We start from the raw sequence: 26517 nt of genomic DNA on the forward strand, positions 1-26517 counted from the left end.
GTATAATTTGCGCCATCGTCAAGGCCGCGCACCGGCGGCCGTCTCAAGGGGCGTCTCGACAAGGGCGCCTTGAGGCCATCGCATTTGGAGAGGCCCATGTTTCAGAACCTGAGCGAGCGTCTGTCCCAGACGCTGAAGTCGATCAAGGGTCAGGCACGCCTGACCGACGACAACATCAAGGACACCCTGCGCGAGGTGCGCAAGGCGCTGCTCGAGGCGGACGTTGCCCTGCCGGTGGTCAAGGCGTTCATCGAGCGAGTGCGCGAACGTGCCGTGGGCCAGGAGGTTTCCCGCAGCCTGTCGCCGGGCCAGCAGTTCATCAAGATTGTCCAGCAGGAGCTGGAAGTCACCATGGGCGAGGCCAACGAAGGGCTGTCGCTCAAGGGCACGCCCTCCGTGGTGCTGATGGCCGGCCTGCAGGGTGCGGGCAAGACCACCTCGGTGGCCAAGCTGGGCAAGTACCTGCGCGAGCGCGAAAAGAAGAAGGTGCTGGTGGTTTCCACCGACGTCTACCGCCCCGCCGCCATCGACCAGCTCGAGACCCTGGCCAAGGAGGTCGAGGTCGACTTCTTCCCGTCGCGCTCGGATCAGGCCCCGGTGGACATCGCCACGGCGGCGCTGAAACACGCCAAGATCCAGTTCCATGACGTGGTACTGGTCGATACCGCGGGTCGCCTGGCCATCGACGAAGCGATGATGCAGGAGATCCAGGGGCTGCATCAGGCCATCGAGCCCTCCGAAACGCTGTTTGTGGTCGACTCCATGACCGGCCAGGATGCGGCCAACACCGCCCGCGCCTTCGCCGATGCCCTGCCGCTGACCGGGGTAGTGCTGACCAAGGCCGACGGTGATGCCCGTGGCGGTGCCGCCCTGTCGGTGCGTCACGTCACCGGTCGTCCGATCAAGTTCATGGGTGTCGGCGAGAAGGTCGATGCCCTCGAGCCCTTCCATCCGGATCGTGTGGCCTCGCGCATCCTCGGCATGGGCGACGTGCTGTCGCTGATCGAGGAAGCCGAGCGTACCGTCGACAAGGGCAAGGCCGAACAGCTCGCCAAGAAGGTCAAGAAAGGCCAGGGCTTCGATCTCGAGGACTTCCGCGAACAGCTCCAGCAGCTCAAGAAGATGGGCGGCATGAGCGGCCTGATGGGCAAGCTGCCGGGCATGGGGCAGATGGCCGAGATGGCCCAGGGACCTGGGCCCGAAAAGGAGCTTGGCAAGCTCGAGGCGCTGATCAACTCGATGACGCCGAAGGAGCGCCGTAATCCGGACATCATCAACGGCTCGCGCAAGCGCCGTATTGCCGCCGGTGCCGGCCTGCAGGTGCCGGACCTCAATCGTCTGCTCAAGCAGCACAAGCAGATGCAGAAGATGATGAAGAAGGCCGGCAAGAAAGGCGGCATGCAGAAGATGATGAGGGGCATGTCCGGCATGATGGGCGGAGGTGGTCCTGGCGGTCCCGGTGGAATGGGCGGCATGGGTGGCCCCGGCGGCATGCCCTGGCGCTGAGTCAGTTTTCTTGCGCTGGTGCTGTTTTTCATGCCAAGCGCCCAAGCGTGTTGAAGACGCAATGCGCTGGGCCCGCCACTCCCGGCCCTGGCACCGCTGGTGCGCCGCTCGTCAAGGGATGAGCGGCAAAAAAGGTTCCCTTGGGGGGTGGTTTTCCGTAGAATACTGCCTCTTCACTCGAGGACCGCGCCTGGCGCGGCCCTCGTCGTGAGCGAAACACCGGTGGCTGGCCTGGCCGTCGCCGTTATCTGAAATCCCAACCGAAGGACAGTCAACGTATGGTTACCATTCGTCTGGCACGTGGTGGCGCCAAGAAGCGTCCCTTCTACCACCTCGCCGTGACCGATTCCCGCAACGCCCGCGACGGCCGCTTCATCGAGCGTCTGGGCTTCTTCAACCCGGTGGCCCGTGGCCAGGAAGAGCGTCTGCGCATCGACCTCGACCGCATCGCCCACTGGCAGTCCCACGGCGCGCAGCTGTCTGACCGCGTCGCCGAGCTGGTCAAGGAAGCTCGCAAGCAGGCCTGAGGCGCAAGCCTTGCCTGTGAATGTCCCGGTGTGAAAGAGGTTTGACCCAGATGGCATCGCCACAACGCCCTAGCGCGCAGCGCCAAGCGCAAGACGATCGCCACAGCGACGATTACGTCGTGCTGGGCAAGCTGACCAGTCCTTACGGCATCAAGGGCTGGCTGAAGGTGTATTCCTACACCTCACCCATGGAAGGCATTCTCGACTATGCCGAATGGGTGGTCCGTCACGACGGACAGATTTCGCGCCACCGCCTCAAGCAGGGGCGCAAGCAGGGACAGGGCCTGGTCGCCCAACTGGACGGTGTCGATGACCGTGACCGCGCCGAGAGTCTGGCCGGAGCGGACATCCTGCTGGCCAAGCAAGACCTGCCCGAACTCGACAGTGAAGAGTACTACTGGCACCAGCTGGAAGGCCTCAGGGTCGTCACGCTGGAAGGGGTGTCTCTGGGACGCCTGGCCTACCTGTTCGAGACCGGTGCCAACGACGTCATGGTCGTGAAGGGCGGCGACGCCCCGGACGATCGCGAACGTCTGCTTCCCTACCTGCCCGATGACGTGGTCAAGCGCGTCGATCTCGAGGCAGGAGAGATGCTGGTCGACTGGGACCCGGAGTTTTGAGCGCAGTGCGTTCGAAAACCGCGTCGACAGGAGATCGATAACGTGTGGATAGGGGTGGTGTCACTGTTTCCGGAAATGTTCGAGGCGATTACTCGCCACGGCGTGACCGGCAGGGCCGTCGACAAGGGCCAGGTGACGCTGGAGTTCTGGAACCCCCGGGACTACGCCACCGACCGCCATCGCACCGTGGATGATCGCCCCTATGGCGGTGGTCCCGGCATGCTGATGAAGGTCGACACCCTGAGAAGTGCCATCCACGACGCCCGCAGCCGAGCCCTGGCGGCCACCGGCGAGCGTCCCAAGGTGATCTACCTGTCGCCCCAGGGGCGCAGGCTGGATCAGCAGGGCGCGCGGGAACTGGCGTCCGGACCGCCCCTGGTGGTGGTGGCGGGGCGTTACGAAGGCATCGATGAACGCGTGGTCGAAGCGGATATCGATGAGGAGTGGTCGATCGGCGACTATGTCCTGAGCGGGGGAGAGCTGCCCGCCATGGTGCTGATCGATACGGCGGCAAGGCTGGTGCCCGGTGTACTGGGGCATCAGGATTCCGCGGTCGAGGACTCCTTCAACGACGGTCTGCTGGACTGTCCGCACTATACGCGCCCGGAGGAAATCGACGGTCGCAAGGTGCCGGACGTACTGCTCAGCGGTCACCACGGACAGATCCGTCAGTGGCGGATGAAACAGTCCCTGGGGCGTACCTGGCAGCGGCGGCCCGACCTGCTCGAGGGCAGGCAGCTGTCGAAGGAGCAGAAGCGGCTGTTGAACGAGTTCATCGACGAACACGCCGACAAGGCGGAGGTGCAGGACGATCGTCGGGATTCCGACGAGGCGGCCAGTCGCCGCTGACGGACCTGCGTCATCAACGACCCGCGCGCTCGAGCTTCGAGGGCCGGGATCACGATCCATCGGCACCCACGACCGATCGATGGATCACAACGATTTCAGGAGTGAGTCAAATGAGCAGCAAGAACAAGGTGATCCAGGCGCTCGAAGCCGAGCAGATGAGCAAGCAGGTGCCGGACTTTGCACCGGGCGACACCATCGTCGTTCAGGTCAAGGTCAAGGAAGGCAACCGCGAGCGTCTCCAGGCCTTCGAAGGCGTGGTCATCGGCAAGCGTAACCGCGGTCTGAACTCCGCTTTCACCGTGCGCAAGATCTCCCACGGCGTCGGCGTCGAGCGTACCTTCCAGACCTACAGCCCGCTGGTCGACTCCATCAGCGTCAAGCGTCGCGGTGACGTGCGCCAGGCCAAGCTGTACTACCTCCGTGAGCGTAGCGGCAAGTCTGCACGCATCAAGGAAAAGCTGGCCTAAGACGCGTAAGCGTCTGCCAGTCCGAGGGAGGCCCTGCCTCCCTCGCCCGACACCCCGTCACCACCTTCGTGGGGCGGGGTGTCGGTGCATTGGGGGCCTTCTCGTGCTTCACCAGTGCCCTCGATGGCCAGCCCCACAGCCCAGGAGGTGTTGCTTGAGCGCCGGCGATCGTCAGACAATCGACCGCTTCCTCGACCAGCTATGGCTCGAGCAGGGCGTCAGCGACCATACCCTGAGCGCCTATCGCCACGATCTGGAGGCCTGGGCCAACTGGCTTGCTGGTCAGTCGTGTGCGTTGCTCACGCCGGGTGAGCGGACCTTGCCGGACTGGCTGGACTCGCGTCGCGAGCAGGGCTACAAGCTCACCAGCAACGCCCGGCTGCTGTCGAGCCTCAGGCGCTTCTACCGCTGGGCCCTGGCCGAAGGGATGATCGAAGCGGATCCGCTGGCCCGGGTGCGCCTGCCGCGGGTGCGGCCATCGTTGCCGGACACCCTGGACGAGGACGAGGTCGAGCGCCTGCTGAATGCGCCGGACCTGTCCACCGCCCTGGGACTGCGCGATCGCGCCATGCTCGAGGTGCTCTATGGCGCAGGGCTTCGCGTCAGCGAACTGGTCGGTCTGACCACCGATGCGGTCAATCTGCGTCAGGGCGTGGTGCGGGTGCGCGGCAAGGGGCAGAAGGACCGCCTGGTGCCGCTGGGCGAGGAAGCCGGCCACTGGCTCGAGCGCTACCTGCGCCAGGGGCGTAGCGAGCTGATGAGCGATATCCAGCGTCCGGCGCTGTTCCCCGGACGGGGCGACGGCGCCATGACCCGCCAGACCTTCTGGCACCGAATCAAGCACTACGCCAGTGTGGCAGGCATCGATCGTCCGCTGTCGCCACACACCCTGAGGCACGCCTTTGCCACCCATCTGTTGAATCATGGGGCCAATCTGCGTGTCGTACAGATGCTGCTGGGGCACTCGGACCTGTCGACGACCCAGATCTACACCCATGTGGCGCAGGCGCGACTCGAAGCCCTGCACGCCGACCATCATCCTCGAGGCTGACCCATGAAACGCCCTCTGTTCGTGCTTTCCCTGCCCGCTCTGCTCACCGCTGCCCTGTGGACCAGCGGTGCGCTGGCGGCCCCTCCCGCCGCGCTCAACGAGCTTGAGGTGAACGGCCAGAAGATGCCGGTGAGTCAGGTGCTGGATACCCCCATGGACGGCATCTACGAGGTGCGTCTGGAGACCGGGGAGTCCTTTTACACCAACGAGAGCGGCAGCCACTTCCTGGTGGGGGATCTGTACCAGAACGCCGAGGACGGCCTGGTCAACCTGTCCGAGCAGAGCCGCAACGCCAGCCGCGCCAGCCGCGTGGCGGCCATCGACGAGTCCGAGCAGATCGTCTATCGCGGGGTCGATGAGCCCAAGGCCACCATCCACGTCTTCACCGATACCACCTGTCCTTACTGCCGCAAGCTGCACGAGGAAGTGCCGCGCCTCAACGAGCTGGGCATCCAGGTCAACTACCTGGCCTTCCCGCGTGGCGGCATGCAGAGCGAAGGCGCCCGCCAGCTCGAACAGGTGTGGTGCGCCGACAATACCAGCGAGGCGATGACCGCCGCCAAGAGTGGAGAGGTTCCGAGCGGCGCCACAAGCTGCGACAATCCGGTGGAGCGGCAGTATCATCTGGGGCTGGAGCTGGGCGTGCAGGGCACGCCGGCGATCATCCTGCCCGACGGCACCATGGTCCCGGGCTATGTGCCCGCCGAACGGCTGGCCGAACGCCTCGGCATCGACGGCTGAGCCCGTCTGACAACACAATCGAGAAGGCTCGAGCCAGACTCGGGCCTCGCCAAATCGCTGACACAGCCGTCGCTTGCGGCGACGGTCGAGAAGGGAGAATGACATTGAAACCGGTGAGAGTGGGAATCTGTGGGCTGGGTACCGTCGGTGGCGGCACCTTCAATGTACTGACGCGCAACGCCGACGAGATCGCTCGGCGTGCCGGTCGCCCGCTGGTGATCGAGCAGGTCGCCCATCGCAGCATCAATCCCGCCTGTGACCTTACCGGTATTCGTACCACCAAGGACGTCTTCGAGGTGGCGACCAACCCCGATATCGACGTGGTGGTGGAGCTGATCGGCGGCTACGACGTGGCCCGCGAGCTGGTGATGATGGCCATCGAGAATGGCAAGCACGTGGTCACCGCCAACAAGGCGCTGATCGCGGTGCACGGCAACGAGATCTTCAAGGCGGCCCATGAAAAGGGCGTGATCGTGGCCTTCGAGGCCGCCGTGGCCGGCGGTATCCCGGTAATCAAGTCGCTGCGCGAGGGCCTGGGTGCCAACCGCATCAGCTGGGTGGCGGGTATCATCAACGGTACCGGCAACTACATCCTGACCCATATGCGCGACGAGGGCCGGGCGTTCGAGGACGTGCTCGCCGAGGCCCAGGCGCTGGGCTACGCCGAGGCCGATCCGACCTTCGACGTGGAAGGCATCGACGCCGCCCACAAGCTGACCATCCTGGCGTCCATCGCCTACGGTGTGCCGCTGCAGTTCGAGAAGGCCTACACCGAGGGTATCTCACGGGTCACCGCCGAGGACGTCGAGCAGGCGGATAACCTGGGCTACATCATCAAGCACCTGGGCATCTCCAAGCGCACCGGTGACGGCCTCGAACTGCGCGTCCATCCGACGCTGATTCCCAAGGAGCGGCTCCTGGCCAGCGTCCACGGGGTCAAGAACGCCATCGCGGTGATGGGTGACGCCGTCGGTCCGACCCTCTACTACGGTGCCGGCGCCGGCGACGAGCCCACCGCCTCGGCGGTGGTCGCCGACCTGCTCGACGTGGCCCGCGACATCTCCACCGAGCATCGCTATCGCACGCCTTATCTGGCCTTCTGCGGCGTCACCGATGACTGTGACGAGCTGCCGATCATGCCCATGGAAGATATCACCACGGCCTACTACCTGCGCCTGCTGGCGGTGGACCGCCCCGGCGTGCTGGCGCGGGTGGCGACCATCCTCTCCGAGGAGGGTATCTCCATCGAGGCGCTGATCCAGAAGGAGGCCACCGAGGGCGAACTGGTGCCGATCATCCTGCTGACCCACCGTACCCTCGAGAAGCACATGAACGAGGCCATTCGCCGCATCGAGTCCCTGGCCGACATCGCCGGCTCGGTGACCCGCATTCGCGTCGAGAGCCTCGACGAGCAGGACTGATGATGCCTGCGGGAGCGGGCCCAGGCTCGCTTTCGCGGGCGCTTCGCTGGAATCTCAGGCCGCGCCCCGGGCGGCGGCAAGGAATCACAAGATGCGCTATATCAGCACCCGCGGGCAGGCGCCCGCGCTGTCCTTCGAAGAAGTCGTCCTTACCGGCATGGCCGCCGACGGTGGCCTCTACGTTCCCGAGGACTTCCCTCACCTGAGCGCCGACGACCTGGCCGACATGGCCGGACTGTCCTACGCCGAGATCGCCTTTCGGGTGATGAAGCCCTTCGTCGGTGGCGAGATCGACGACGACACCTTCCGTGGCCTGGTCAAGGACGCCTACGCGACCTTCAGCCACGACGCCGTGGTGCCGCTCAATCAGCTCGACGCCAACCACTTCCTGCTCGAGCTGTTCCACGGTCCGACCCTGGCGTTCAAGGACGTGGCCCTGCAGCTGCTCGGACGTATCCTCGATCACTTCCTCAAGAAGCGTGGCGAGCGCGCGGTGATCATGGGCGCCACCTCCGGCGACACCGGCTCGGCGGCGATCGAGGGCTGTCGTCACTGTGACAACCTCGACATCTTTATCCTGCACCCCCACAACCGGGTGTCCGAGGTGCAGCGCCGGCAGATGACCACGGTGCTGGCCGACAACGTCTTCAACGTCGCCATCGAAGGCAACTTCGACGACGCCCAGGCCATGGTCAAGGCCAGCTTCGCCGACCAGAGCTTCCTTGACGGGGCTCGGCTGGTGGCGGTGAATTCGATCAACTGGGCGCGGATCATGGCCCAGGTGGTCTACTACGTAGCCTCCGCCGTGGCGGTGGGCGCGCCCCAGCGTCAGGTCAGCTTCTGCGTGCCCTCGGCCAACTTCGGCAACGTCTTCGCCGGCTACGTGGCCTACCGCATGGGGCTGCCGGTGAAGCAGTTCATCGTCGCCACCAACGCCAACGACATCCTTCACCGTACCCTGGCCGACAACGACTTCTCCAAGCAGGAGCTGCTGGCCACCCTGGCGCCGTCCATGGACATCGTGGTGTCGTCCAACTTCGAACGTCTGCTGTTCGAAGCCTACGACCGCGACGGCGGCGCCGTGGACGAGCTGCTCGGGCGCTTCCAGAACGAGCCGACGGTGCTGGCCGAAGCCCCGCTGGGCCGGCTGCGCGAGGTGTTCTCGAGCCACAGCGTGGATGACGACACCATCCTCGAGGTGATCCGCGAGGCCCACCACCGCACCCAGGAGATCCTCGATCCCCACACCGCTACCGGCTATCGTGCCGCCGAGCGCGAGCGCAGGGACGCCAGCACGCCGATGATCACCCTGGCCACCGCCCACCCGGCCAAGTTTGCCGAGGCGGTGGTCAAGGCCGGCTTCCCGGGTGTGCCGCTACCGCCACATATGGACGATCTGCTCGAGCGCGAGGAACGCTACGAGGTGCTGCCGGCTAGACTCGAAGCGGTACAGGCCTTCGTCGCCGAACATCGTCGTCGCTGAAGCCTTCGGGATGGGGCCGAGCGCCTTGCGGCGTTCGGCTCGGTTCTGTGCCAATCGGTTCTTATCCATCGGTTTTTGCCAAGGGTGCCCGCTGCCGGGCATCCCGACAGGGAGACTTCCATGAAGCTGTGGGGACGCAACAACTCGGTCAACGTCAAGAAGCCCGTCTGGTGTGCCATCGAGCTGGGGATCGACCTCGAACGGGTCGATCTGGGAGGGCCCTTCGGTGGGCTCGATACGCCGGAATTCCTGGCCAAGAATCCCAACGGCCTGATTCCCTGTCTCGAGGACGGCGACCTGGTGCTGTGGGAATCCCACACCATCGTCCGCTATCTGGCCGATGTGCACGGAGACGGTCGGCTCGCGACCGACTCTGCCGGCGCCAGGGCGCGCTGCAGCATGTGGATGGACTGGGCGCTTGGCAGTCTGGCGGGCCCCTATCGGGACCTGATCATGAACCTGGTGCGCGGCACCCCCGAGACCCGCGACGATGCGGCCATCGAGCGTGGCCTGGCTGGGTTCGAGAAGAGCCTGCGTATCGCCGACGGTGCGCTGGCTCGCCAGCCCTGGCTGTCCGGCGAGGAATTCGGCATCGGTGATATTCCGCTGGGGGCCTACGTCTACCTGTGGTTCGCCCTGGATATCGAGCGCCCGAGCCTGCCGAACCTCGAGGCCTGGTACGAGAAGCTGACCCAGCGCAGCGCCTATCGCGAACACGTGATGCTGCCGATCAGTTAAGTCGATCCAGCCGCGTTGGACGCGCCGGTATCGCGTCGGCACAGGTGGCGGTCAGCACGCCATCTGCGCCGACCTTCTCGGTTCGCGACACCCTCCTGTGCCACCCTCGCTTCAACCTTCCAGAGAATCCGATGTCCCACTCTTCTCCGGCAAATGCCGGCTCGAGCGAGCATGCCGAGCCGCGTCCGCGTATCGAACCGCGTCCTCGCAACGAAAGGCTGTATCGGCAGGGACTCGAGGCCGGGCTGTCGGAGCTTCAGGCCCGGCTGCTGGCCGGACGCCTGCCCGACTACCAGGGCGAACTCGGCCCGCTGGTCGATCCGAGTCTGCGTCATCTGGTCCATCCCGAGCGTCTGGCCGATGCGCCGAGAGCGGCCGAGCGCATCGCCCAGGCGGTGGCCGAGGGCGAGCACATCGGCATCCTCACCGATTACGACGTGGACGGCATCACCTCCCACGTGGTGATCCGGCGCACCCTGAACGAACTGTTCGGGGTGCCGGAGTCACGTCTGCACAGTCTGATCGGTCACCGTATTCATGACGGCTATGGCATCAGTCTGCCGTTGGTGGAGCGCACCCTGAAGCTGACGCCGCGGCCCAGCCTGGTGATTACCGCCGACTGCGGCAGCAGCGACGAGGCGCGTATCGCCAGGCTCAAGGCGGCGGGAATCGACGTGGTGGTCAGCGATCACCACGCTCTGCCCCAGGAAGGGCCGCCGCCCTCGGCCTATGCCACGGTCAACCCGACCCGAGCCGACTGCGACTACCCGGACGCCACCATCGCCGGCTGCATGGTGGCCTGGCTGTTGATGTCGCTGACCCGCCAGGTACTGATCGAACAGGCGGTACTGTCGCCGTCCACGCCCAAGCTCTCGCCCTGGCTGTCCTACGTGGCGCTGGGCACCGTGGCCGACTGTGTGTCACTGGGTGGCAGCGCCATCAACCGGGCGGTGGTGCGCCACGGTCTGGCGCTGATCAATCGCATGGGCGAGCCCTGCTGGCGGGTAATGGCGGAGCGCCTGGGCGCCGACAGCGTGCCCTTCGACGCCGAGACCCTGGGCTTCCAGATGGGGCCGAGAATCAACGCCCGTTCGCGCCTCGACGATCCCTACGCGGCGCTTCACTTCATGCTCGCCGGGGATGACGGGGTGGCGCGGCGTCACCTGGAGACCCTGGACGCCGACAACCAGTCGCGCAAGGCCATCGAAGCCGACATGGTCGCCGAGGCCAGGCTGCTGGCCCGCCGGGCGCTGGACGCCGACGAGCCGGTGGTCATCGTCTATCTGGAGAACGGCCATCCGGGGGTTCAGGGCATCGTCGCCTCGCGCCTGGTGCAGGCCTACGGACGGCCGACCCTGGTGCTGACCCCCGCCGCCGAGGCCGGCATGCTGACCGGCTCCGGACGCTCGGTGGAGGCGCTGCACCTGCGCGATGCTCTGCAGCGCGCCCACGACCTGGCCCCCGAGGCGCTTACGCGTTTCGGCGGCCACCGGGGCGCCGCCGGCGTCGGCGTGGTACAGGAACGTCTCGACGACTTCCGCCAGGCGCTGATCACCGCGGTCAGCGAACAGCTCGGCGATCTGGAACTGGTGCCCAGGCTCTACACCGACGGTGAACTCGGCGAGCATCAGCTAAGCCTCGAGACCCTGGCCGAGATCGAGGGCCTTGGCCCCTTCGGCCGCGAGTTCGAGGCGCCGCTGTTCGAGGGGCGCTTTCTGGTGGAGCGGCTCAAGCCGGTGGGTGACGGCAGTCACCTGACCCTGGAGCTGTCCTGTCGCGGACTGACCCTGAAGGCCATCTGGTTTCGCTGCCTGACCCCGGGCCAGTTGCCGGACTTCGACGTGGGCGCCACCCTCCACTGCGCCTACAAGCTCAATCGCAACCGCTTCCGCGGACGCGAGTCACTGCAGCTGATGGTGGAGCACGCAGAGCCCGTTGAATAAGCCGGGCGACTGAAGCGGTCGAACGAGGGTCCGTGATCCCGGCAAGCCTCGGTCTTCGTTGCCCGGAGGTCCCGGCGCTGCTGGCTTCAGGTTACCGTGAATTGTCCCATCATGCCGTTATCTTCGTGTTCGAGGATATGGCAGTGATACATGAAGGGCGCACCCAGCGAAGGCTGGTTGAAATGGACCAGCAGTTCGACGGGCTCGTGCACCAGCACAGTGTCTTTCATGCCCTTGTCACGGGTCTGCGGCGCAGAACCGTTGCGGCTGATGACCTGGAAATGCACGCCGTGTACATGGAAGGGGTGGGCCATCATTGCGCCGGTCACCTCCCATATTTCGCTATCACCCAGGTTGACCCGCTCATCGACTCTGTCCATGGAGAAGGCACGGTCATTGATGCCGAAGCTGGCCCTGCTCATCCGTGTTTCGTCCCTCCTCATGTTTCCCATGCCCATGCCCATCTCCATGCCCATGGTCAACTCGAAGCGACGTCTGCGCAGTGCCGTTGAGGGAATCCGGGGTTCAGGGGCGTGAAGCCGCTGTGGTACCTGAAGGGAACTGCTGCCGGAGCCTTGGGGAATGAACTCGATGACGGTCGTTTCGCTAGCCCCTGACATGGGCGTCATCATGCGCATCATCGACAGACTACTGTCTGGTCCGGTAGTCAGGGTCGCAGGGCGACCATTGGAGAAATCGACGAGAATTTCGGCTCGCTCTCCTGGAACGAGGCGTAGCGAGCGCAGCGCAACAGGCTTCTCGAGCAGACCTCCCTCCGAGGCAATCCAGTGAAAGATTCTGGCGTCGGAGAACGCCAGATCGAAAAACCTGGCGTTGGCACCATTGACCATCCTCAGACGCACCAGCCGGGGAGGAACCTTTGCTACTGGGTTGACAGTGCCGTTGACCAAGAGAGTGTCGCCACGTCGTCCATGCATCGTCGTCATCATGCCCTGTGGTAATACCAGGGTTCCCTGCTCGAACTGCTTATCCTGAAGTATCAGGGGAATGTCATCGACACCGTAATCCGAGGGCAGGCCCAGCGATTTTTCATGGTCGTCACTGACGATCAACATTCCTGCCAGGCCTGCGTAGACCTGTCTGGCGGTGCGCCCATGAGCGTGTGAGTGGTACCAGAGAGTGCATGCCCGCTGACGTATCGGTAGTACCGGTCGCCAGGTGGCTCCGGCGGGAATCGTCTGGTGAGGGCCGCCGTCCAGGTTGCCGGAGACCAGCAGCCCATGCCAGTGCACGGTGGTGTCTTCACCCAGGGTGTTGGTGATGGTGACCTCGGAATCGTCGCCCTGGTGGACCCGAAGCGTGGGACCTAGGTAGCTCCCGTTGTAGCCCAAGGTGATGCTTTCTCGGCCAGGGAAGAAATGGCGCGAGCCCTCCTGAACTTCCAGCGCAATCGACTGGTGACGGCTGCGGGCATCGATCAGTTCCGGGATGTAAAGCTCGTTGAGTTGCGGCAGTGAGTACAAGCGACCTGTGGCGTTGGCTGCCAGCACGGCACCACCCGATAGCAAGGAGCCCATCAGGAACGAGCGGCGTGTCATGAGCATGCTTTTCTCCTTCACGGTAACCATCTTGTTGCGCTCACATCGACAGACTGTGGCCGAACAAGCGAGTCTTTTGACTCGTCAGGTGAGAGCAGATAGGTCAAGGCGACAAGACCGGGTTGCCTGGCCCTGAATCGCTGTGGCATTGGTGGTGATGCCCCGGCAGCTGCCGGGGCCTTGCCCGTGAGGGCGTTCAGAGCGTCATGAATGGCCTGGCCTCACCATCGCGGAACTCGTAGACGTTCCACTCCTGCTGGCGAGGGCCTGGCATGCCTGGGGTGCCGGCAGGCATGCCGGCCAGACCGATGCCGGCTGTATCGGGGTGCTGTTCGAAGAGTCGATCCAGCGCCGCGAAGGGCACGTGCCCCTCGACCGCGTAGCCCCCCATTTCGATGGTATGACAGGCGCCGAGGCCAAACGGAATGCCGAGGCGTTGCTTGATGCTACCGATGTCTCGAGTCTCGACGATGGTCACGTCGACACCACGTTGTTCCAGCAGGCGCGCGTACTCGTCACAGCAGCCGCACTGTGGATTCTTGTACAAGGTGGCAGTGTCGGGCAGATCCGCCATCGCGGGCGCCGCAGCCAGCAGGCTGGTGGCGAGGAAAAGCAGGGAGGCGTGACGGTGGCTCATGACTGTTTCTCCCGAGAGCGGTGAGTGGTGAGAAGGTACTTGCCGAGGGCGGAGATGCCGAGACCCAGCAGGATCAGCCAGGCGATCGGCATTAGCCAACCGATCCAGCCCATCGAACCCATAAAGGCGAAACATGTCGTGCTCATTGGTGTAACTCCTGACAGAAGAAGCGTGGCACCGGGGTAGGTGCCTTGTGATGTGCGGTGGTGACATGACGCTTTTTGCTGTCAGGAACGAGGAGGGCGCCTCGGCGGCGCAATGATGTGACTGGTGCCAGCCGGGACGACGATGTCGATCAAGCCGGCTGGCGGTGTGTCGTGGATGGTCGGCAACGGCGAGACGGCGGCACAGACGCTGCACTCCGGGTGTGTGTGGTCTGGTGTGTCGCTGTGGAGTGCGATACAGGGGCCTGCGCAGTCCTCCATGGCCACGGCAGTCGGTCCAGCAAGGATCGTCAGCACTACCAGCATGACCATGAGCACCATCGGTGCCATGGCCAGGCGTTTGATGCAGTTGCAAAGCAGTGTTCGAGCCGTGGGGTTCATCAACTTGCCCTTGTGGAGTTGATTGACCTCGCAAGCAGGCTTCCTATGGTCAGCCGCCGCGTATTTTCCACCGGAGTGGTTCCGGGTACGTCAATAATTTGGCCAGATGCCCGGGGTGGCGAGTTCCAGCAGATGCCCGTCGGGGTCGCGGAAGTACAGGCTCTCGCCGCCCTTGGGCCAGTGGGTACGACCCTCGATCTCGACCCCGTGGGCGTCGAGGCGCGTCTCCCAGGCACCAAGCTCCTCGCGGTCGATGGCCAGAGCCATATGCACCCAGCCGCGGCCGTCGTGGGGCGGGATGGTGCCCATGTCATCCGGCAGCACCACCGTCTCCAGGGTCTCGCCCTCGAGAAACAGCAGCAGCACCGAAGGGCCGACCTGGTAGGCGGTGAAGCGATGGTCGGCGTTGAAGGGGGCAAGCCCCAACACCTCCTCGAAGAAGGCTCGTGCCCGCGCCATGTCGGCCACGTACAGGGCGGTTTCCAGCACCGACCTGAGGCGGGGGCTGGGGCTCGAATCCAGGTCACTCACGGAAGGCTTGCTCATGGGGCGCTCCTTGGCGTGGCGGTCTCTTCAGGATAGCCAGAACCACCACACAATCAGGCCGATCAATCCCAGTCCCGTCAGGGTCACCACGATGCTCATGACAGCACCTCCTGCGATGGCGAGGTGGCGGGGCGTGACGCTCGTGCGTTCTGGGGGCGCAGGCGCTTGAGTCGCAGCCGGTTGGCGTTGGCCACCACGGTGATCGACGAGGCCGACATGGCGGCACCAGCGATCATCGGTGACAGCAGGGTGCCGGTGAGCGGGTAGAAAAGGCCGGCCGCGATGGGGATGCACAGGGCGTTGTAGCCCAGTGCGCCCCACAGGTTCTGGCGGATATTGGCCAGGGTCGCCTGGCTGATCTCGATGGCGGCGGCGACGCCGTGAAGCGATGAGCGCATCAGCGTCACCCCGGCGCTTTCGATGGCCACGTCGGTGCCCTGGCCGATGGCGAAGCCGACGTCGGCCCGGGCCAGGGCGGGGGCGTCGTTGATGCCGTCGCCAACCATGCCGACGACTTCGCCCTCGGCCTGAAGGCGCTCGATCTCGGCGTGCTTGTCCTCCGGCGACAGTTCGGCGTGGACCTCATCGATGCCGACCTCTTCCCCAATCGCGCGGGCGGTGGCGCTATTGTCACCTGTCAGCATTACCACCTTGAGGCCATCGGCCCGCAGTCGCGCTACCGCGTCGAGGCTGTCCTCGCGCAACGGATCCTCGATGGCGAAGCCCGCCGTCAGGACGCCGTCCAGCGACAGATAGACCAGGGTGCGGGCCTGGGCCTGCCAGTCGTCGAGCTCATGGTCAGCGAGTGTGACGCCTTCCTCCTGCATCATCGCCGCATTGCCGATGGCCAGGCGTCGTCCCTCAGCGTCCCGGGCACGCACGCCGCGTCCGGTCAGGCTTTCGAAGGCCTCGATGGTGCTGTTGGCGAAAGAAGAGGCACTAGCGGTGCTGCCGCCAGATTCGTCGCTGGGGTTGGTGTCGGCGTCGGCATGGTCAGGGGCATGAGCATGGCCATGGTCGTGTGCATAGCGGCCCAGGGCCTCGGCCAGGGGGTGTTCGGAACGGGCCTCGATGGCCGCGACCAGACCCAGCAGCCGGGTGCGGTCGTCGCTGGCTTCGCCAGCGAACCAGCGGCAGTCGGTGACCCTGGGGCGACCTTCGGTCAGGGTGCCGGTCTTGTCCACCACCAGGGTGGTCAGTCGACTGGCGGTCTGCAGCGCTTCGCCGGAGCGTATCAGCACGCCGTGCTCGGCGGCCTTGCCCACCCCGATCATGGTCGACAACGGGGTGGCCAGGCCCAGTGCGCAGGGGCAGGCGATGATCAGTACCGTGGTGGCGGTGACCAGCATATGGATGACCCGCGGCTCGGGGCCGAAGTGGTACCAGGCCAGGGCGGTGAGCACGGCGATGATCATCACGCTGGGCACGAACACCGCCGAGACGCGATCGGCCAGGTTGCCGATGGGTGGCTTGGAGCCCTGGGCGTTGGCCACCTGTTCGGTGATGCGCCCTAGTCGGGTATCGGCACCGACGCGGGTCGCGCGGAACACCAACGACCCCCGGCCGTTGACCGTGCCTGCGCTGACCTCGTCGCCCGGGCCTCGGGCCACCGGCGCGGGCTCACCCGAGAGCATCGATTCGTCGATATGGCTGTCGCCTTCGACCACTTCACCGTCCACGGGCAGGCGCTCGCCGGGCCGCACCCGGATCAGATCGCCCTGGCGAACCTCGTCGATGGGCAGGTCCAGCTCGCCCTCTTCACGTACCACTCGGGCGCTCTGGCTCTGCAGGTCGAGCAGGCGATGCAGGGCGTCCGAGGTCCTGCCCTGGGCCCGCAGTTCCAGCGCCTTGCCCAGCAGCACCAGGCCGATGATCATGCTCGAGGCCTCGAAGTAGAGCCCACGGGCGGCCTGTGGCAGCCAAGGGGCAGCCACCACCACCGCCATGGAGTAGAGCCAGGCGGTGCCGGTGCCCAGTGCGATCAGGGTATCCATGTTGGCCTGGTGGTGACGCAGCGCCTTCCAGGCGCCGACGAAGAAGGCGCGTCCCGGGAACGCCAGCACGGCCAGCGTCGCCAGGCCCACCAGTCCCCAGCCGAGGCGGGCAAGACCAGTCGGCTCAGGGTGGTGGATCAGCATCATCACCATCAGCGGAACCGCCAGCGCCAGCGAGGCCAGGCTGCCCTTGAGCTTGCGTCGGTATTCGCGCTGGTTGCGTTCGGCACGCTGGCGTTCGGCCTGGCGCAGGTCGACGATGGGTTCGGCGCCGTAGCCCACGGATTCCACCGCTTGAACCAGCGCCTCGGCGTCGACGTCGCCGTGGATCCGCGCGGTATGGGAGGCGAAGTTGACCTCGGCGCGCTCGACCCCTGGGGTGGCGGCCAGCGCCTTCTGCACACTGGCCACGCAGCCGGCGCAGGTCATGCCCTGGATCGCCAGACGCTGCGAAGGCGCTGAGGGCTCTTCTTGCAGTGACGCTGAGGGCTCTTCCTGAAACGACGGCGCCTCGGCGGGCGCTAGCGGCGTGGGCGCGCTGTCGGCGGTTATCTGCTCATCGGTGGCACTCGTCTCGGCGGGCGCTAGTGGCGTGGTCGTGCTGTCGCTGGCTATCTGCTCGTCGGTGGCACTCGTCTCGGCGGGCGCTAGTGGCGTGGTCGTGCTGTCGCTGGCTATCTGCTCATCGGTGGCACTCGCCTCTGCGGGGTAGCCGGCTTGAGACAGCAGGGCGGCTAATTCGTCGGCGCCGATGCATGAGGCAACCGACAGCGTGCCGCTCCCGGGGTCGCCTTCGACCTGGGCTTCGGCGTCGTGCTCCTGGATAGCCCGGCGCATGCGCCCGACGCAGCCCTGGCAGGACATTCCAGTCACCTGAAACTGGTGCTCCTCGAGGCGATTCATGACGACTCCCCTTGTTTAGCCTTGGCGGATTCCGGTACGGACGCCGTCGGCACACTTTCGATCAGGCGGCACAGGCTGTGTCCGTCGGGGACGCCGTCTGGCAGGTGTTGCCAGCTCTGCATGGCGTCTTCCATGCGCGCTGCCAGGGCCTCGAGCTCGGCGATGCGCCTGCGGATCTTCGGCAGCCGTTCGGCCAGCAGGTCGCGCACCATGGGGCAGGGCGAATCCCCCTGATCGGCATGGGACAGGATGTCGCGAATCTCGGCCAGGCTGAACCCCAGGGTTCGGGCGCGCTGGATAAAGTCCAGACGCTCGCGATCGCGGTCGCCATAGAGGTGATAGCCGTTTTCAGGGTCTCGGCGGGGCGACAGCAAACCCTCTCGGGTGTAGTGGCGCACCGTCTCGGCGGTCACGCCGGTGATTCTTGCCAGTTCACTGACCTTCATGTGCACTCCTGGGCGCCCATCGGCGCTGCGCATGGGAGAACGATGGGAACAGTGTAAAACCTGTGTGTTGCACAAAGGTCAAGGGCGCCTGAAGTATGCAGGAAGCGTTTTGTTTAGCTTGTCTAAGCCTTTGAAATGACTGAATTGGCAAATGTTCTTTGACCAAAGTATGAGTAATTTGGCCATTAAAACGAACGTTTGGCCTTGAACTCTTTGGCGCCTTCGCAAACACTGCGAGCAGGCCCGTCGACAGGGCCAAGCAATGCAGATCAAACAAATTACAAAGAATGCTCGAAAGGAACTGCGCCTGAACAAGTGCGCGGACGCAACTGCACAATAACCACTACGCCATAACAAGTACGCCGACACGCTTGCTGATAATAAGGACGCCGACATGATGCACAACAACTTCAAGCCTTTGACCCTGGCGGTTGCCGTGGCCACCGCTGCTCTTTCCGGCCAGGCGATGGCCGGCGCCTTTCAGCTCAACGAGCAGGGCGTAAGCGGCCAGGGCACCTCCAATGCAGGCCGAGCCTCCACCGTGACCGACGCCACCATCGTGTTCGGCAACCCGGCCGGCATGTCGTTTCTCGATCGTGCCCAGGTCACCGCCGGTACCGCCTTCCTGACCGTGGATACCGATATAGATAGTGCCGGCGATGGTTCCAACGAAGGCGATATGGTGCCGGACACCTTTATTCCCTTCGGCTTCTACGTCCAGCCGATCAACGACAACCTGCACTTTGGCCTCGGTGTCTATGCGCCCTTCGGTCTGATCACCGACTACGAAGGTCAGTTCGAGGGGCGTTTCTACGGTGATCGCAGCAAGGTCGAGGTGGTCACCATCCAGCCGACCATCTCGGTGAAGTTCAGCGAGCAGTTCTCGGCGGGCTTTGGCCTGACCTACAACCAGATCGATGGTGAGCTGACTGCCAATACTCAGGGAGGCGCGGTCGGTCTTTTTGATGCGGCAACAGGCGCTCCGCTGGGCGGCAATAGTCTGGCGGGCGAGGGCGACGTGGACGTCGAGGGCGACGATAACGCCTGGGGCTTTACCTTCGGTGCCATGTACAAGCCCTGGGAGCACACCACCTTCGGCTTCGCCTACCACTCCGAGGTGGAGTATGACCTCGAAGGCAAGGCGCGCTTTACGAACGTGCGCGTTCCTCAGCTTAGCAACGACGTTCCGGGGGCGATTGAGGTGGGTACTATCTCCCCACAAGTCGACGCCGATCTGTCGATCACCCTGCCCGAGGTGTGGGACTTCTCGGTCACCCACGAGCTCAATGATCGCTGGACGGTGATGGCCGGCGCCGCCATGACCAACTGGAGCGAGTTCGACGAGATCCGCGTCGAGAATGACTTTTCCGAGATCGTCGAGGCGCAGAACTACGAGGACAGCTGGCAGTACTCCATCGGTACCGCCTACCAGCTCAACCCCCAGTGGGTGCTGCGTACTGGCCTCGCCTACGACGAGACCCCGATCAAGGACGAGTACCGCAGCGTGCGGGTGCCGTCTGATGATCGCATCATCTTCTCGCTGGGTGCCGGCTGGACCCCCACACCGGACCTGACCGTGGACGTGGCCTACTCCTACATCCACGAGTCCGACGCGGAGATCTCCCAGGATGAGGAAAATCGTGGCACCTACGAGGCGGACTTCGAGAACACCGCCCAGGCCTTCGGTGCCCAGCTGACCTATCGCTTCTGACCTATCGCTTCTGACCGGCCGCCAGCTCGGTCCAGGCGACCGATAGTGGCTTCCGCTAGAACGTAGCCAGACCCTGCGCAGCGCCCCCTCCCAGGAGGGGGCGCTGTCGTTGGTGGAAGCCAGCCATGTCAAGAGAAGGTATCAGCGTTGCAAGTGGAGGCCTTTCTGGAAGGGCAGGGGGTAACAACAGCGATGCTTCACCATCAGGGTGATAGCACGCGAATCGGCGAAGTCCACTATTGTCGAACATCCCGTTGCATCGGTTTGCCGGTTTTCTGCTCGCTAAACGCTGTCTGGACGTCATCAGGTTGGTTAACATTGCGAATCAATCGTATTTGGTCAATACAACAACCTGGTGCTCCGGATGTCCCTTCGCTTGATGATTCGCTGGTCTGTTCTGCCCCTGGGGGCGGCTTCCCTGTCTGTTCAGGCGCAACAGGATCTCGCCCTGGACAGTATCGTCGTTACCGCTGCGGGCTATGAGCAGACGCAGACCGAGGCACCTGCTTCGATCAGCGTGGTGACCCGGGAATCGCTTGAAAAACGTGCCTACCGGGACATCACCGATGCGCTACAGGATGTGCCCGGCGTCGTGGTGACCGGCGGTGGCGATGGCGAAGACGTCAGCCTGCGTGGCATGCCGGCGCAGTACACCCTGTGGCTGGTAGACGGTCGCCGGCAGACTTCGCGGGAATCCCAGCCGAGCGGCGGGGGCGGCTTCCAGAAGGACTGGCTGCCACCGTTGAGCGCCATCGAGCGTATCGAGGTCATCCGCGGCCCCATGTCGACCCTGTACGGGTCCGATGCCATCGGTGGAGTCATCAACATCATCACCCGCAAGGTCGCGGAGGATTGGGTCACCCAACTGCGCAGCGAGGCGACGATTCAGGAAGACAGTGACTCCGGCAACGAATTCACCAATCAGCTGTATGTGTCCGGTCCGCTGGCCGACGACGTCCTCGGGTTGCAGCTGACCGGTCAGTACCAGCATCGCCAGGAGGACAAGATCGAGCGCGGCTATGCCAAGCGCGAGTTTTCCAACCTGGCCGCGCGGCTGTCGCTGGAGGCCACGCCCGATCACTCACTTTCGCTTGATGTCAGCCGACGAGAGCAGGATCGCACCAGTCGTGCCGGATTCTCGCTGCCCGAGCGTTCGAGCGACGCCGAGACCGAAAATCGACACAAGACCGTTGCGCTGTCCCACCAGGGCAACTGGGGGTTGCTGACCTCGGATTCCTACGTGCAGCTGGAGGAAACCGACAACGTCGGTCGCGATATCGAGATTCACAATACGGTGGCGGATTCACGCTGGGTACTGCCGCTGGGCGACCACTTCGTGACCTTCGGCGGCACCTGGGAGGACGAGAAACTTGAGGACACCACCACCAACGCCCTGGCAGGCACCGACGAGATCACCGTCTACCAGTACGCGCTGTTTCTCGAAGACGAATGGTATCTGTCCGACAGCTTCTCGTTGACCGCCGGGCTGCGCATGGACGATCACGAGTTCTTCGGTGAGCACTACAGCCCGCGACTCTACGGTGTCTGGAGCCTGCTCCCCGACTGGACCCTGAAGGGCGGTATGTCCACCGGGTTCCGCGCGCCCAACCTGCGCGAGCTGTCCGGCGACTGGGTCCAGGAGAGCAGGGGTGGTGATATCTACGGCAACCCGGATCTGGACGCGGAAGAGTCCCGTAGCTACGAGATGGGGCTGGTCCATGACGGCGCCAACGGCCTTCAGGCCAGCCTGACGCTGTTCTACAACGACTTCGATGACAAGATCTCCACCATCGCCTGTGGCGATCGCGACTGCGGTGATGCGGCCGCTGGCGACCCGGACGCCCGCACCAACGTCAATATCGATGACGCCATCACCAAGGGCATCGAGGCTGGTGTCCAGATGCCGATCGGCGAACGTTGGCAGGCCCAGGCCTCCTACACCTACACCGATTCCGAACAGAAGAGCGGTGACAACGAGGGTCAGCCGCTGACCCAGGTGCCTCGCCACCTGTTCAATACCACCGTCAACTGGCAGGCCACCGAGGCCCTGGCACCCTGGCTGCGCTTTACCTTCCGCGGCGAGGAAAGCCAGCCGGTGAATCTCTCAAGCAACAGCAGCACCTCCATCCGGGCCCCGTCCTACGCTACCTGGGACGCGGGGCTCACCTGGCAGGCGACACGACAGATCCGTGTGCTTTCCGGCATCTACAATCTGACCGACAAGGACATCGAGCTCGATAACTTCGGTCATGTGGACGATGGACGGCGCTACTGGGTCGGGCTCGACCTGGAGTTCTAGAGCGCCAAGCCACCCACTTAAACGAACAGCAGCGAACAGGAAGGACCATGAAAGCGATGATCGCAGGGGCCGTGGTAAGCCTCACCCTGAGTCAGACCGCCCTGGCGGTGGATGAACCTCCCCAGCAGCTGCCCGAGCAGCTGGCTGAGCGGGGCCTGGCGGCCGGACAGGCCTTCCCCGGGCTTTCCAGCCTGTGTGACCTGTCGGCCAGGCTCAAGGTGGCGGGCCAGCGTCCGAAAGGCGAGGCGGCAGAGCGGGAGCGTCGTGAGTCCAGTCGCGATGACCGGCGCCAGCGCGGCCCGGCCGAGCCGATGCCGACCCAGGTATTCGACAATCTCTACTACGTCGGCACGCCCGGCGTCGCCAGCTGGGCGCTGACCACCAACGAGGGGATCATTCTGATCGATGCCCTCAACAACAACGAGGAAGCGCAGAAGTTTATCGAGCAGGGGCTGGTGGATCTGGGCCTGGATCCCGAGGACATCACCTATCTGGTGGTGACACACGCCCACGGTGATCACTACGGTGGTCAGCAGTACCTGGTCGACAACTACGGTGCCCAGGTGGTCATGAGCGATGCGGACTGGACCGCCCTCGAACAGCCGGAGCTGGCCATCGACAATCCCCGCTGGGGCGAGCCTCCAGTGCGCGATATCACCATCGCCGACGGCGACACCCTGACTCTTGGCGATACGGCCCTCGAGGCCTACGTGACCCCCGGCCATACCCTCGGCACGCTGTCGCTGGTGATTCCGCTGAAGGATGGCGAGAGTACCCATCGGGCGGTGCTGTGGGGCGGTACCGGTTTCAACTTCGGGCCGGACGAGGCCCGCTTGCGGGAGTACTCGGCCTCCGCCTCACGAATGAAGGCGATCTCTGAACAGCAGGGCGTGGACGTCTTCCTGTCCAACCATCCCACCCGCGACAACACCCTGGCGCGGATCGAGGCGCTGGAGCAGCGGCAAGCCGGCGACCCCCATCCCTTCGTCAGCGACCAGGCGCTGGGTGCCCTGGACCTCTTGATGAGCTGTTCGCTGGCCCAGGCCGAGCGTGTCTACGCAGGCGAGCATCCGACAGAGTAGAGACGTTCATACGAGCCAAAGCAGCGCCTTATGTTCAAAAGACGAATAGAACGCCATCGACGAGGGGGACTGATCCGACGTGGTGCCGGACAACCGAACAGGGGGGGAGCCAAGGGGGCCGGGCGAGGTAGCGGTCACCGGCTATCTATCGTGACAAGGTCCTGTCATGGCGACTCCCCCGTTAGTCCTTGGGGTACTCCTGGCGGCTGTGAAGTACGTCGATGATGACAATGCGATCGTTGGAGATGTGGTAGACCATCAGGTAGTTGGGGTGAACGACGGCTTCTCGCGTCCCCCTGACTCTGCCCGGGCGGTAAAGGTAGGGATGTTGGGCAAGACCTTCGGCCGTCTTTTCTATCGACCACAACGGCGTTTCCGCGGCTTGGGGGTTGCGGTCGCTCAGGTAATCGATGATGTCCCGTAGCGCCTTGCGCGCCTGGGGACGCCATTCAATCAGCGTCACGGCGCCTTTCTTGGACTCCAGGCGCAGTTGGATTCGAGGCACGCTTGGACTCGAGCAGCGTGCGGGTTTCAGACATGACGTCATCGTGCGCCAAGGACGGTCGTGAATCATCCAGACTGCGCTGCACGCGCTCTCGAAACCAGCGATCGTAGCTGTCTACCTGTTCCTGGGTCTCGAACTCGTGATCCAGCGGGGTGCTCATTGTGCGGCCTCCTCTTTAACCCCAGTAAAGCCTCGTCACCCCCAGCCAAGCCTCGTCAACCCCGGGTAAGCTCCTTCAACCTCAGACAACTTCTGGCCCTTCCGCTCCGGTGGCATCTGACCTGTTATCGCTCGCAACTTTTTTGCGGCGTCTTGATCAGTGTAAGGCAGAACCCCGGAGCCTTGAAGCAGATCCTCTACGGCGTCGCGGCTCCTGATGGGGTTCTGTGCCGTGACTGCATCCTATGCCACCTGATCGAGCATGGCGGCGGCCAGCAGCTTGCGGGTGTATTCGGTCTTCGGCGCGGCGAACAGCGCCTCGGCGCTGCCCTGTTCCACCACCTCGCCGTCCTTCATCACCAGCACGGTGTCGGCCAGTGCCCGCACCACCGCCAGGTCGTGGCTGATGAACAGATAGGTCAGGCCGTGTTTCTGTTGCAGGTCACGCAGCAGGTCGATGACGGTGACCTGCACCGAGCGGTCCAGCGCCGAGGTGGGTTCGTCGAGCAGCAGGAACTCCGGCTTGAGCACCAGCGCCCGGGCGATGGCGATCCGCTGGCGCTGGCCGCCGGAGAACTCGTGGGGGTAGCGATTGCGCATCGAAGGATCCAGCGACACCTCCTTGAGCGCCGCCATCACCTGGGCCTCGCGCTCGGCGCGGGACAGGTGCGGGGCGTGGACCTTGAGCCCTTCGCCGATGATGTCGCCAACGGTCAGCCGCGGCGACAGCGAGCCGTAGGGATCCTGGAACACCACCTGCAGCTTCGAGCGGATCGGCCGCATGGCGGTCTTGTCCAGCACGTCGAGGCGGGTGTCGTGGAAGCGGATCTCGCCCTGGCTCTTGAGCAGCCTCAGCAGGGCGCGGCCCAGGGTCGACTTGCCGGAGCCCGATTCGCCGACGATGCCCACCGTCTGGCCGCGACGGATGCTGACGTCGATGCCTCGCACCGCCTCGAAGTACTCGCTGGGACCGAACAGACGCTTCTTGAGGGCGAAGCGTACGCGCATGTCCTTGGCCTCGAGCACCATGGGCTCGCTGTCGGCCACCGGCGCCTTGCGCCCGCGTGGCTCGGCGTCGATCAGCATGCGGGTGTACTCGTGGCGCGGGTTGGCGAAGACCTCCTGGGTCTCACCCTGCTCGACCAGCTCGCCGTGGCGCATCACACAGACCCGGTCGGCGAAGTGCTTGACGATGGTCAGGTCGTGAGTAATGAACAGGATCGCCATGCCGTAGCGGCGTTGCAGGTCCTTGAGCAGCTCGAGGATCTGGGCCTGGACGGTGACGTCCAGCGCGGTGGTGGGCTCGTCGGCGATCAGCATCTCCGGCTCGCCGGCCAGGGCCATCGCGATCATCACCCGCTGGCGCTGGCCGCCGGACAGCTCGTGGGGGTAGCTCGACACCCGCCTTGCCGGTTCGGGGATGCCGACCTGCTCGAGCAGGTCGATGGCCTTGGCGGTGGCGGCGCGCCCCTTGAGGCTCTGGTGGCGGTCGAGCACCTCCTTGATCTGGTCGCCGATGCGGTGCAGCGGATTGAGCGAGGTCATCGGCTCCTGGAAGATCATGGCGATATTGCCACCGCGAATCCGGCGCATGCGCTTGGCGGTGGCACCCAGCAGTTCCTCGCCCTTGAAGCGGATGACGCCCTCGGCCCGGGCGAGCTCCGGCAGCAGGCGCATGGCGGCGGTGGAGGTCACCGACTTGCCGGAGCCGGATTCGCCCACCAGCGCCAGGGTCTCGCCGGGATTGATGGCAAAGCTGACGTCCCTGACCGCCTGGACGGTGCCGTGGGGCAGCTCGAAGCTGACGCTGAGCCCCTCGATCTCGAGCAGCGCCTCGCGGGCGGGACGACGGGGGTTCTTGGGTTGTGTGTCGGTCATGGTCGCGTCTCCGTCGTCGATCAGCGGGTCTTGGGGTCCAGGGCGTCTCTGAGGCCGTCGCCGAGGAAGTTCAGGCAGAACAGCGTCAGCGCCAGGAACACCGAGGGCACCAGCAGCATCCAGGGCGAGGTCTGCATCATGTCGGCACCCTCGGAGATCAGCACGCCCCAGCTGGTCAGCGGCTCCTGCACGCCGAGGCCGAGGAACGACAGGAAGCTCTCGAGCAGGATGACCTTGGGCACCGTCAGGGTGACGTAGACGATCACCGGGCCGATGGCGTTGGGGATCAGGTGGCGGGTGACGATCTTGCCGTCCTTGACGCCGAGCGCGTGGGCCGCCTCGACGAACTCCCGCTGCTTGAGCGCCAGGGTCTGGCCGCGCACGATACGCGCCATGTCGAGCCACTCCACCGCGCCGATGGCGGCGTAGATCAGGAAGATGTTGCGGCCGAACACCACCATCAGCAGGATCACCAGGAACATGAACGGCAGCGAGTACATGATGTCGACGAAGCGCATCATCAGGTTGTCGACGCGTCCGCCGACATAGCCGGACACGGCGCCGTAGAGCACCCCGATGATCAGGCTGACGAAGGTCGCCACCAGCGCCACCGACAGCGACACCTGGCCCCCATAGAGGGTGCGGGTCAGCAGGTCACGGCCGTTGGCGTCGGTGCCGAGCCAGTGGCCGCCTTCCAGGGTCGGGCCCACGTCGAAGGCGTTCCAGTCGACGTCGGCCAGCCCCCAGGGGGTCAGCCAGGGACCGATGAAGCAGGCCAGGGTCATCAGGCCGAGCAGCCACAGGCTGGCCATGGCCGCGCGGTTCTGGCTCAGCCGGCGCCAGGCGTCGCGGCCGAGGCTGTCGCCGACGGGGGCGGCGGTCGGGGCGAGGGAATCGGTACTCATGG

The 26517-nt window shown here is 64.8% G+C and carries 24 protein-coding genes; 14 read left to right on the forward strand and 10 right to left on the reverse strand.

The window, feature by feature from the left end; translation table 11 throughout:
- Nucleotides 1-96: 96 nt before the first annotated feature.
- From ffh to recJ, 11 genes are all read left to right on the forward strand, one after another.
- Complete coding sequence (ffh, locus tag NKF27_RS02375) at nucleotides 97-1506, forward strand: signal recognition particle protein (RefSeq protein WP_045991334.1); 1410 nt, start codon at nucleotides 97-99, stop codon at nucleotides 1504-1506.
- 278 nt (nucleotides 1507-1784) lie between these two features.
- A complete protein-coding gene (rpsP, locus tag NKF27_RS02380) occupies nucleotides 1785-2033 on the forward strand; it encodes a 30S ribosomal protein S16 (RefSeq protein ID WP_045991333.1) in 249 nt (82 codons plus the stop codon).
- Nucleotides 2034-2083: 50 nt separating this feature from the next.
- A complete protein-coding gene (rimM, locus tag NKF27_RS02385; RefSeq protein ID WP_045991332.1) occupies nucleotides 2084-2653 on the forward strand; it encodes a ribosome maturation factor RimM in 570 nt (189 codons plus the stop codon).
- 42 nt (nucleotides 2654-2695) lie between these two features.
- The gene (gene trmD, locus NKF27_RS02390) at nucleotides 2696-3502 is read left to right on the forward strand and encodes a tRNA (guanosine(37)-N1)-methyltransferase TrmD (RefSeq protein WP_253555205.1); all 807 of its coding nucleotides are present in this window, start codon (nucleotides 2696-2698) and stop codon (nucleotides 3500-3502) included.
- Nucleotides 3503-3612: 110 nt separating this feature from the next.
- Entirely contained in the window at nucleotides 3613-3969 is a 357-nt protein-coding gene (gene rplS, locus NKF27_RS02395; protein ID WP_045991330.1) for a 50S ribosomal protein L19, read from the forward strand.
- 154 nt (nucleotides 3970-4123) lie between these two features.
- Entirely contained in the window at nucleotides 4124-5020 is an 897-nt protein-coding gene (gene xerD / locus NKF27_RS02400) for a site-specific tyrosine recombinase XerD (RefSeq protein ID WP_253555206.1), read from the forward strand.
- 3 nt (nucleotides 5021-5023) lie between these two features.
- Complete coding sequence (locus NKF27_RS02405; protein ID WP_045991329.1) at nucleotides 5024-5761, forward strand: DsbC family protein; 738 nt, start codon at nucleotides 5024-5026, stop codon at nucleotides 5759-5761.
- Nucleotides 5762-5865: 104 nt separating this feature from the next.
- The gene (locus NKF27_RS02410; RefSeq protein WP_045991328.1) at nucleotides 5866-7182 is read left to right on the forward strand and encodes a homoserine dehydrogenase; all 1317 of its coding nucleotides are present in this window, start codon (nucleotides 5866-5868) and stop codon (nucleotides 7180-7182) included.
- Nucleotides 7183-7273: 91 nt separating this feature from the next.
- Entirely contained in the window at nucleotides 7274-8665 is a 1392-nt protein-coding gene (gene thrC / locus NKF27_RS02415) for a threonine synthase (RefSeq protein ID WP_045991327.1), read from the forward strand.
- 120 nt (nucleotides 8666-8785) lie between these two features.
- Nucleotides 8786-9403: a glutathione S-transferase family protein gene (locus tag NKF27_RS02420; RefSeq protein WP_045991326.1), complete on the forward strand. Its 618-nt coding sequence runs from the start codon at nucleotides 8786-8788 to the stop codon at nucleotides 9401-9403.
- Nucleotides 9404-9534: 131 nt separating this feature from the next.
- Nucleotides 9535-11346, forward strand: coding sequence for a single-stranded-DNA-specific exonuclease RecJ (recJ, locus tag NKF27_RS02425; RefSeq protein ID WP_253555207.1), 1812 nt, complete (start codon nucleotides 9535-9537; stop codon nucleotides 11344-11346).
- 86 nt (nucleotides 11347-11432) lie between these two features.
- Here recJ and NKF27_RS02430 read toward each other — a convergent pair whose 3' ends face one another.
- The 6 genes from NKF27_RS02430 to NKF27_RS02455 all read right to left on the reverse strand — a co-directional run bounded on the left by NKF27_RS02430 (nucleotide 11433) and on the right by NKF27_RS02455 (nucleotide 17976).
- Entirely contained in the window at nucleotides 11433-12911 is a 1479-nt protein-coding gene (locus NKF27_RS02430) for a multicopper oxidase family protein (protein WP_253555208.1), read from the reverse strand.
- Nucleotides 12912-13101: 190 nt separating this feature from the next.
- Entirely contained in the window at nucleotides 13102-13542 is a 441-nt protein-coding gene (locus NKF27_RS02435; protein ID WP_045991323.1) for a DUF411 domain-containing protein, read from the reverse strand.
- Nucleotides 13539-13688, reverse strand: a complete 150-nt coding sequence (locus tag NKF27_RS02440; RefSeq protein WP_185696471.1) for a hypothetical protein — start codon at nucleotides 13686-13688, stop codon at nucleotides 13539-13541. Before NKF27_RS02440 ends, NKF27_RS02435 begins: the two co-directional genes overlap by 4 nt.
- 489 nt (nucleotides 13689-14177) lie before the next feature.
- Nucleotides 14178-14633: a VOC family protein gene (locus NKF27_RS02445; RefSeq protein ID WP_253555209.1), complete on the reverse strand. Its 456-nt coding sequence runs from the start codon at nucleotides 14631-14633 to the stop codon at nucleotides 14178-14180.
- Between the two features lie 95 nt (nucleotides 14634-14728).
- Nucleotides 14729-17530, reverse strand: coding sequence for a heavy metal translocating P-type ATPase (locus NKF27_RS02450; protein WP_253555210.1), 2802 nt, complete (start codon nucleotides 17528-17530; stop codon nucleotides 14729-14731).
- A complete protein-coding gene (locus NKF27_RS02455; RefSeq protein ID WP_253555211.1) occupies nucleotides 17527-17976 on the reverse strand; it encodes a MerR family transcriptional regulator in 450 nt (149 codons plus the stop codon). The genes NKF27_RS02450 and NKF27_RS02455 overlap by 4 nt, the downstream gene beginning before the upstream one ends.
- A 394-nt stretch (nucleotides 17977-18370) precedes the next feature.
- On the opposite strand from NKF27_RS02455, the gene NKF27_RS02460 reads away from it, so the two are divergent.
- From NKF27_RS02460 to NKF27_RS02470, 3 genes are all read left to right on the forward strand, one after another.
- Nucleotides 18371-19687 carry an OmpP1/FadL family transporter gene (locus NKF27_RS02460; protein WP_367399247.1) on the forward strand — a complete coding sequence of 439 codons (1317 nt, stop codon included), beginning with the start codon at nucleotides 18371-18373 and terminating at the stop codon, nucleotides 19685-19687.
- 364 nt (nucleotides 19688-20051) lie between these two features.
- On the forward strand, nucleotides 20052-21986 hold the full coding sequence (locus NKF27_RS02465; RefSeq protein WP_253555212.1) for a TonB-dependent receptor: 1935 nt from the start codon (nucleotides 20052-20054) through the stop codon (nucleotides 21984-21986).
- A gap of 47 nt (nucleotides 21987-22033) precedes the next feature.
- Complete coding sequence (locus NKF27_RS02470; RefSeq protein WP_253555213.1) at nucleotides 22034-23068, forward strand: MBL fold metallo-hydrolase; 1035 nt, start codon at nucleotides 22034-22036, stop codon at nucleotides 23066-23068.
- Between the two features lie 181 nt (nucleotides 23069-23249).
- Here NKF27_RS02470 and NKF27_RS02475 read toward each other — a convergent pair whose 3' ends face one another.
- The 4 genes from NKF27_RS02475 to NKF27_RS02490 all read right to left on the reverse strand — a co-directional run bounded on the left by NKF27_RS02475 (nucleotide 23250) and on the right by NKF27_RS02490 (nucleotide 26515).
- Nucleotides 23250-23531, reverse strand: a complete 282-nt coding sequence (locus NKF27_RS02475; RefSeq protein WP_253555214.1) for a type II toxin-antitoxin system RelE/ParE family toxin — start codon at nucleotides 23529-23531, stop codon at nucleotides 23250-23252.
- Nucleotides 23518-23733, reverse strand: coding sequence for a stability determinant (locus tag NKF27_RS02480; RefSeq protein WP_253555216.1), 216 nt, complete (start codon nucleotides 23731-23733; stop codon nucleotides 23518-23520). Before NKF27_RS02480 ends, NKF27_RS02475 begins: the two co-directional genes overlap by 14 nt.
- Before the next feature lie 242 nt (nucleotides 23734-23975).
- Nucleotides 23976-25610: an ABC transporter ATP-binding protein gene (locus NKF27_RS02485; RefSeq protein WP_253555218.1), complete on the reverse strand. Its 1635-nt coding sequence runs from the start codon at nucleotides 25608-25610 to the stop codon at nucleotides 23976-23978.
- 20 nt (nucleotides 25611-25630) lie between these two features.
- A complete protein-coding gene (locus tag NKF27_RS02490; RefSeq protein ID WP_045991316.1) occupies nucleotides 25631-26515 on the reverse strand; it encodes an ABC transporter permease in 885 nt (294 codons plus the stop codon).
- Nucleotides 26516-26517: the final 2 nt, after the last annotated feature.

The organism is Halomonas sp. DN3 (assembly GCF_024137905.1).
In the GTDB taxonomy this organism is placed as follows: domain Bacteria; phylum Pseudomonadota; class Gammaproteobacteria; order Pseudomonadales; family Halomonadaceae; genus Halomonas; species Halomonas litopenaei.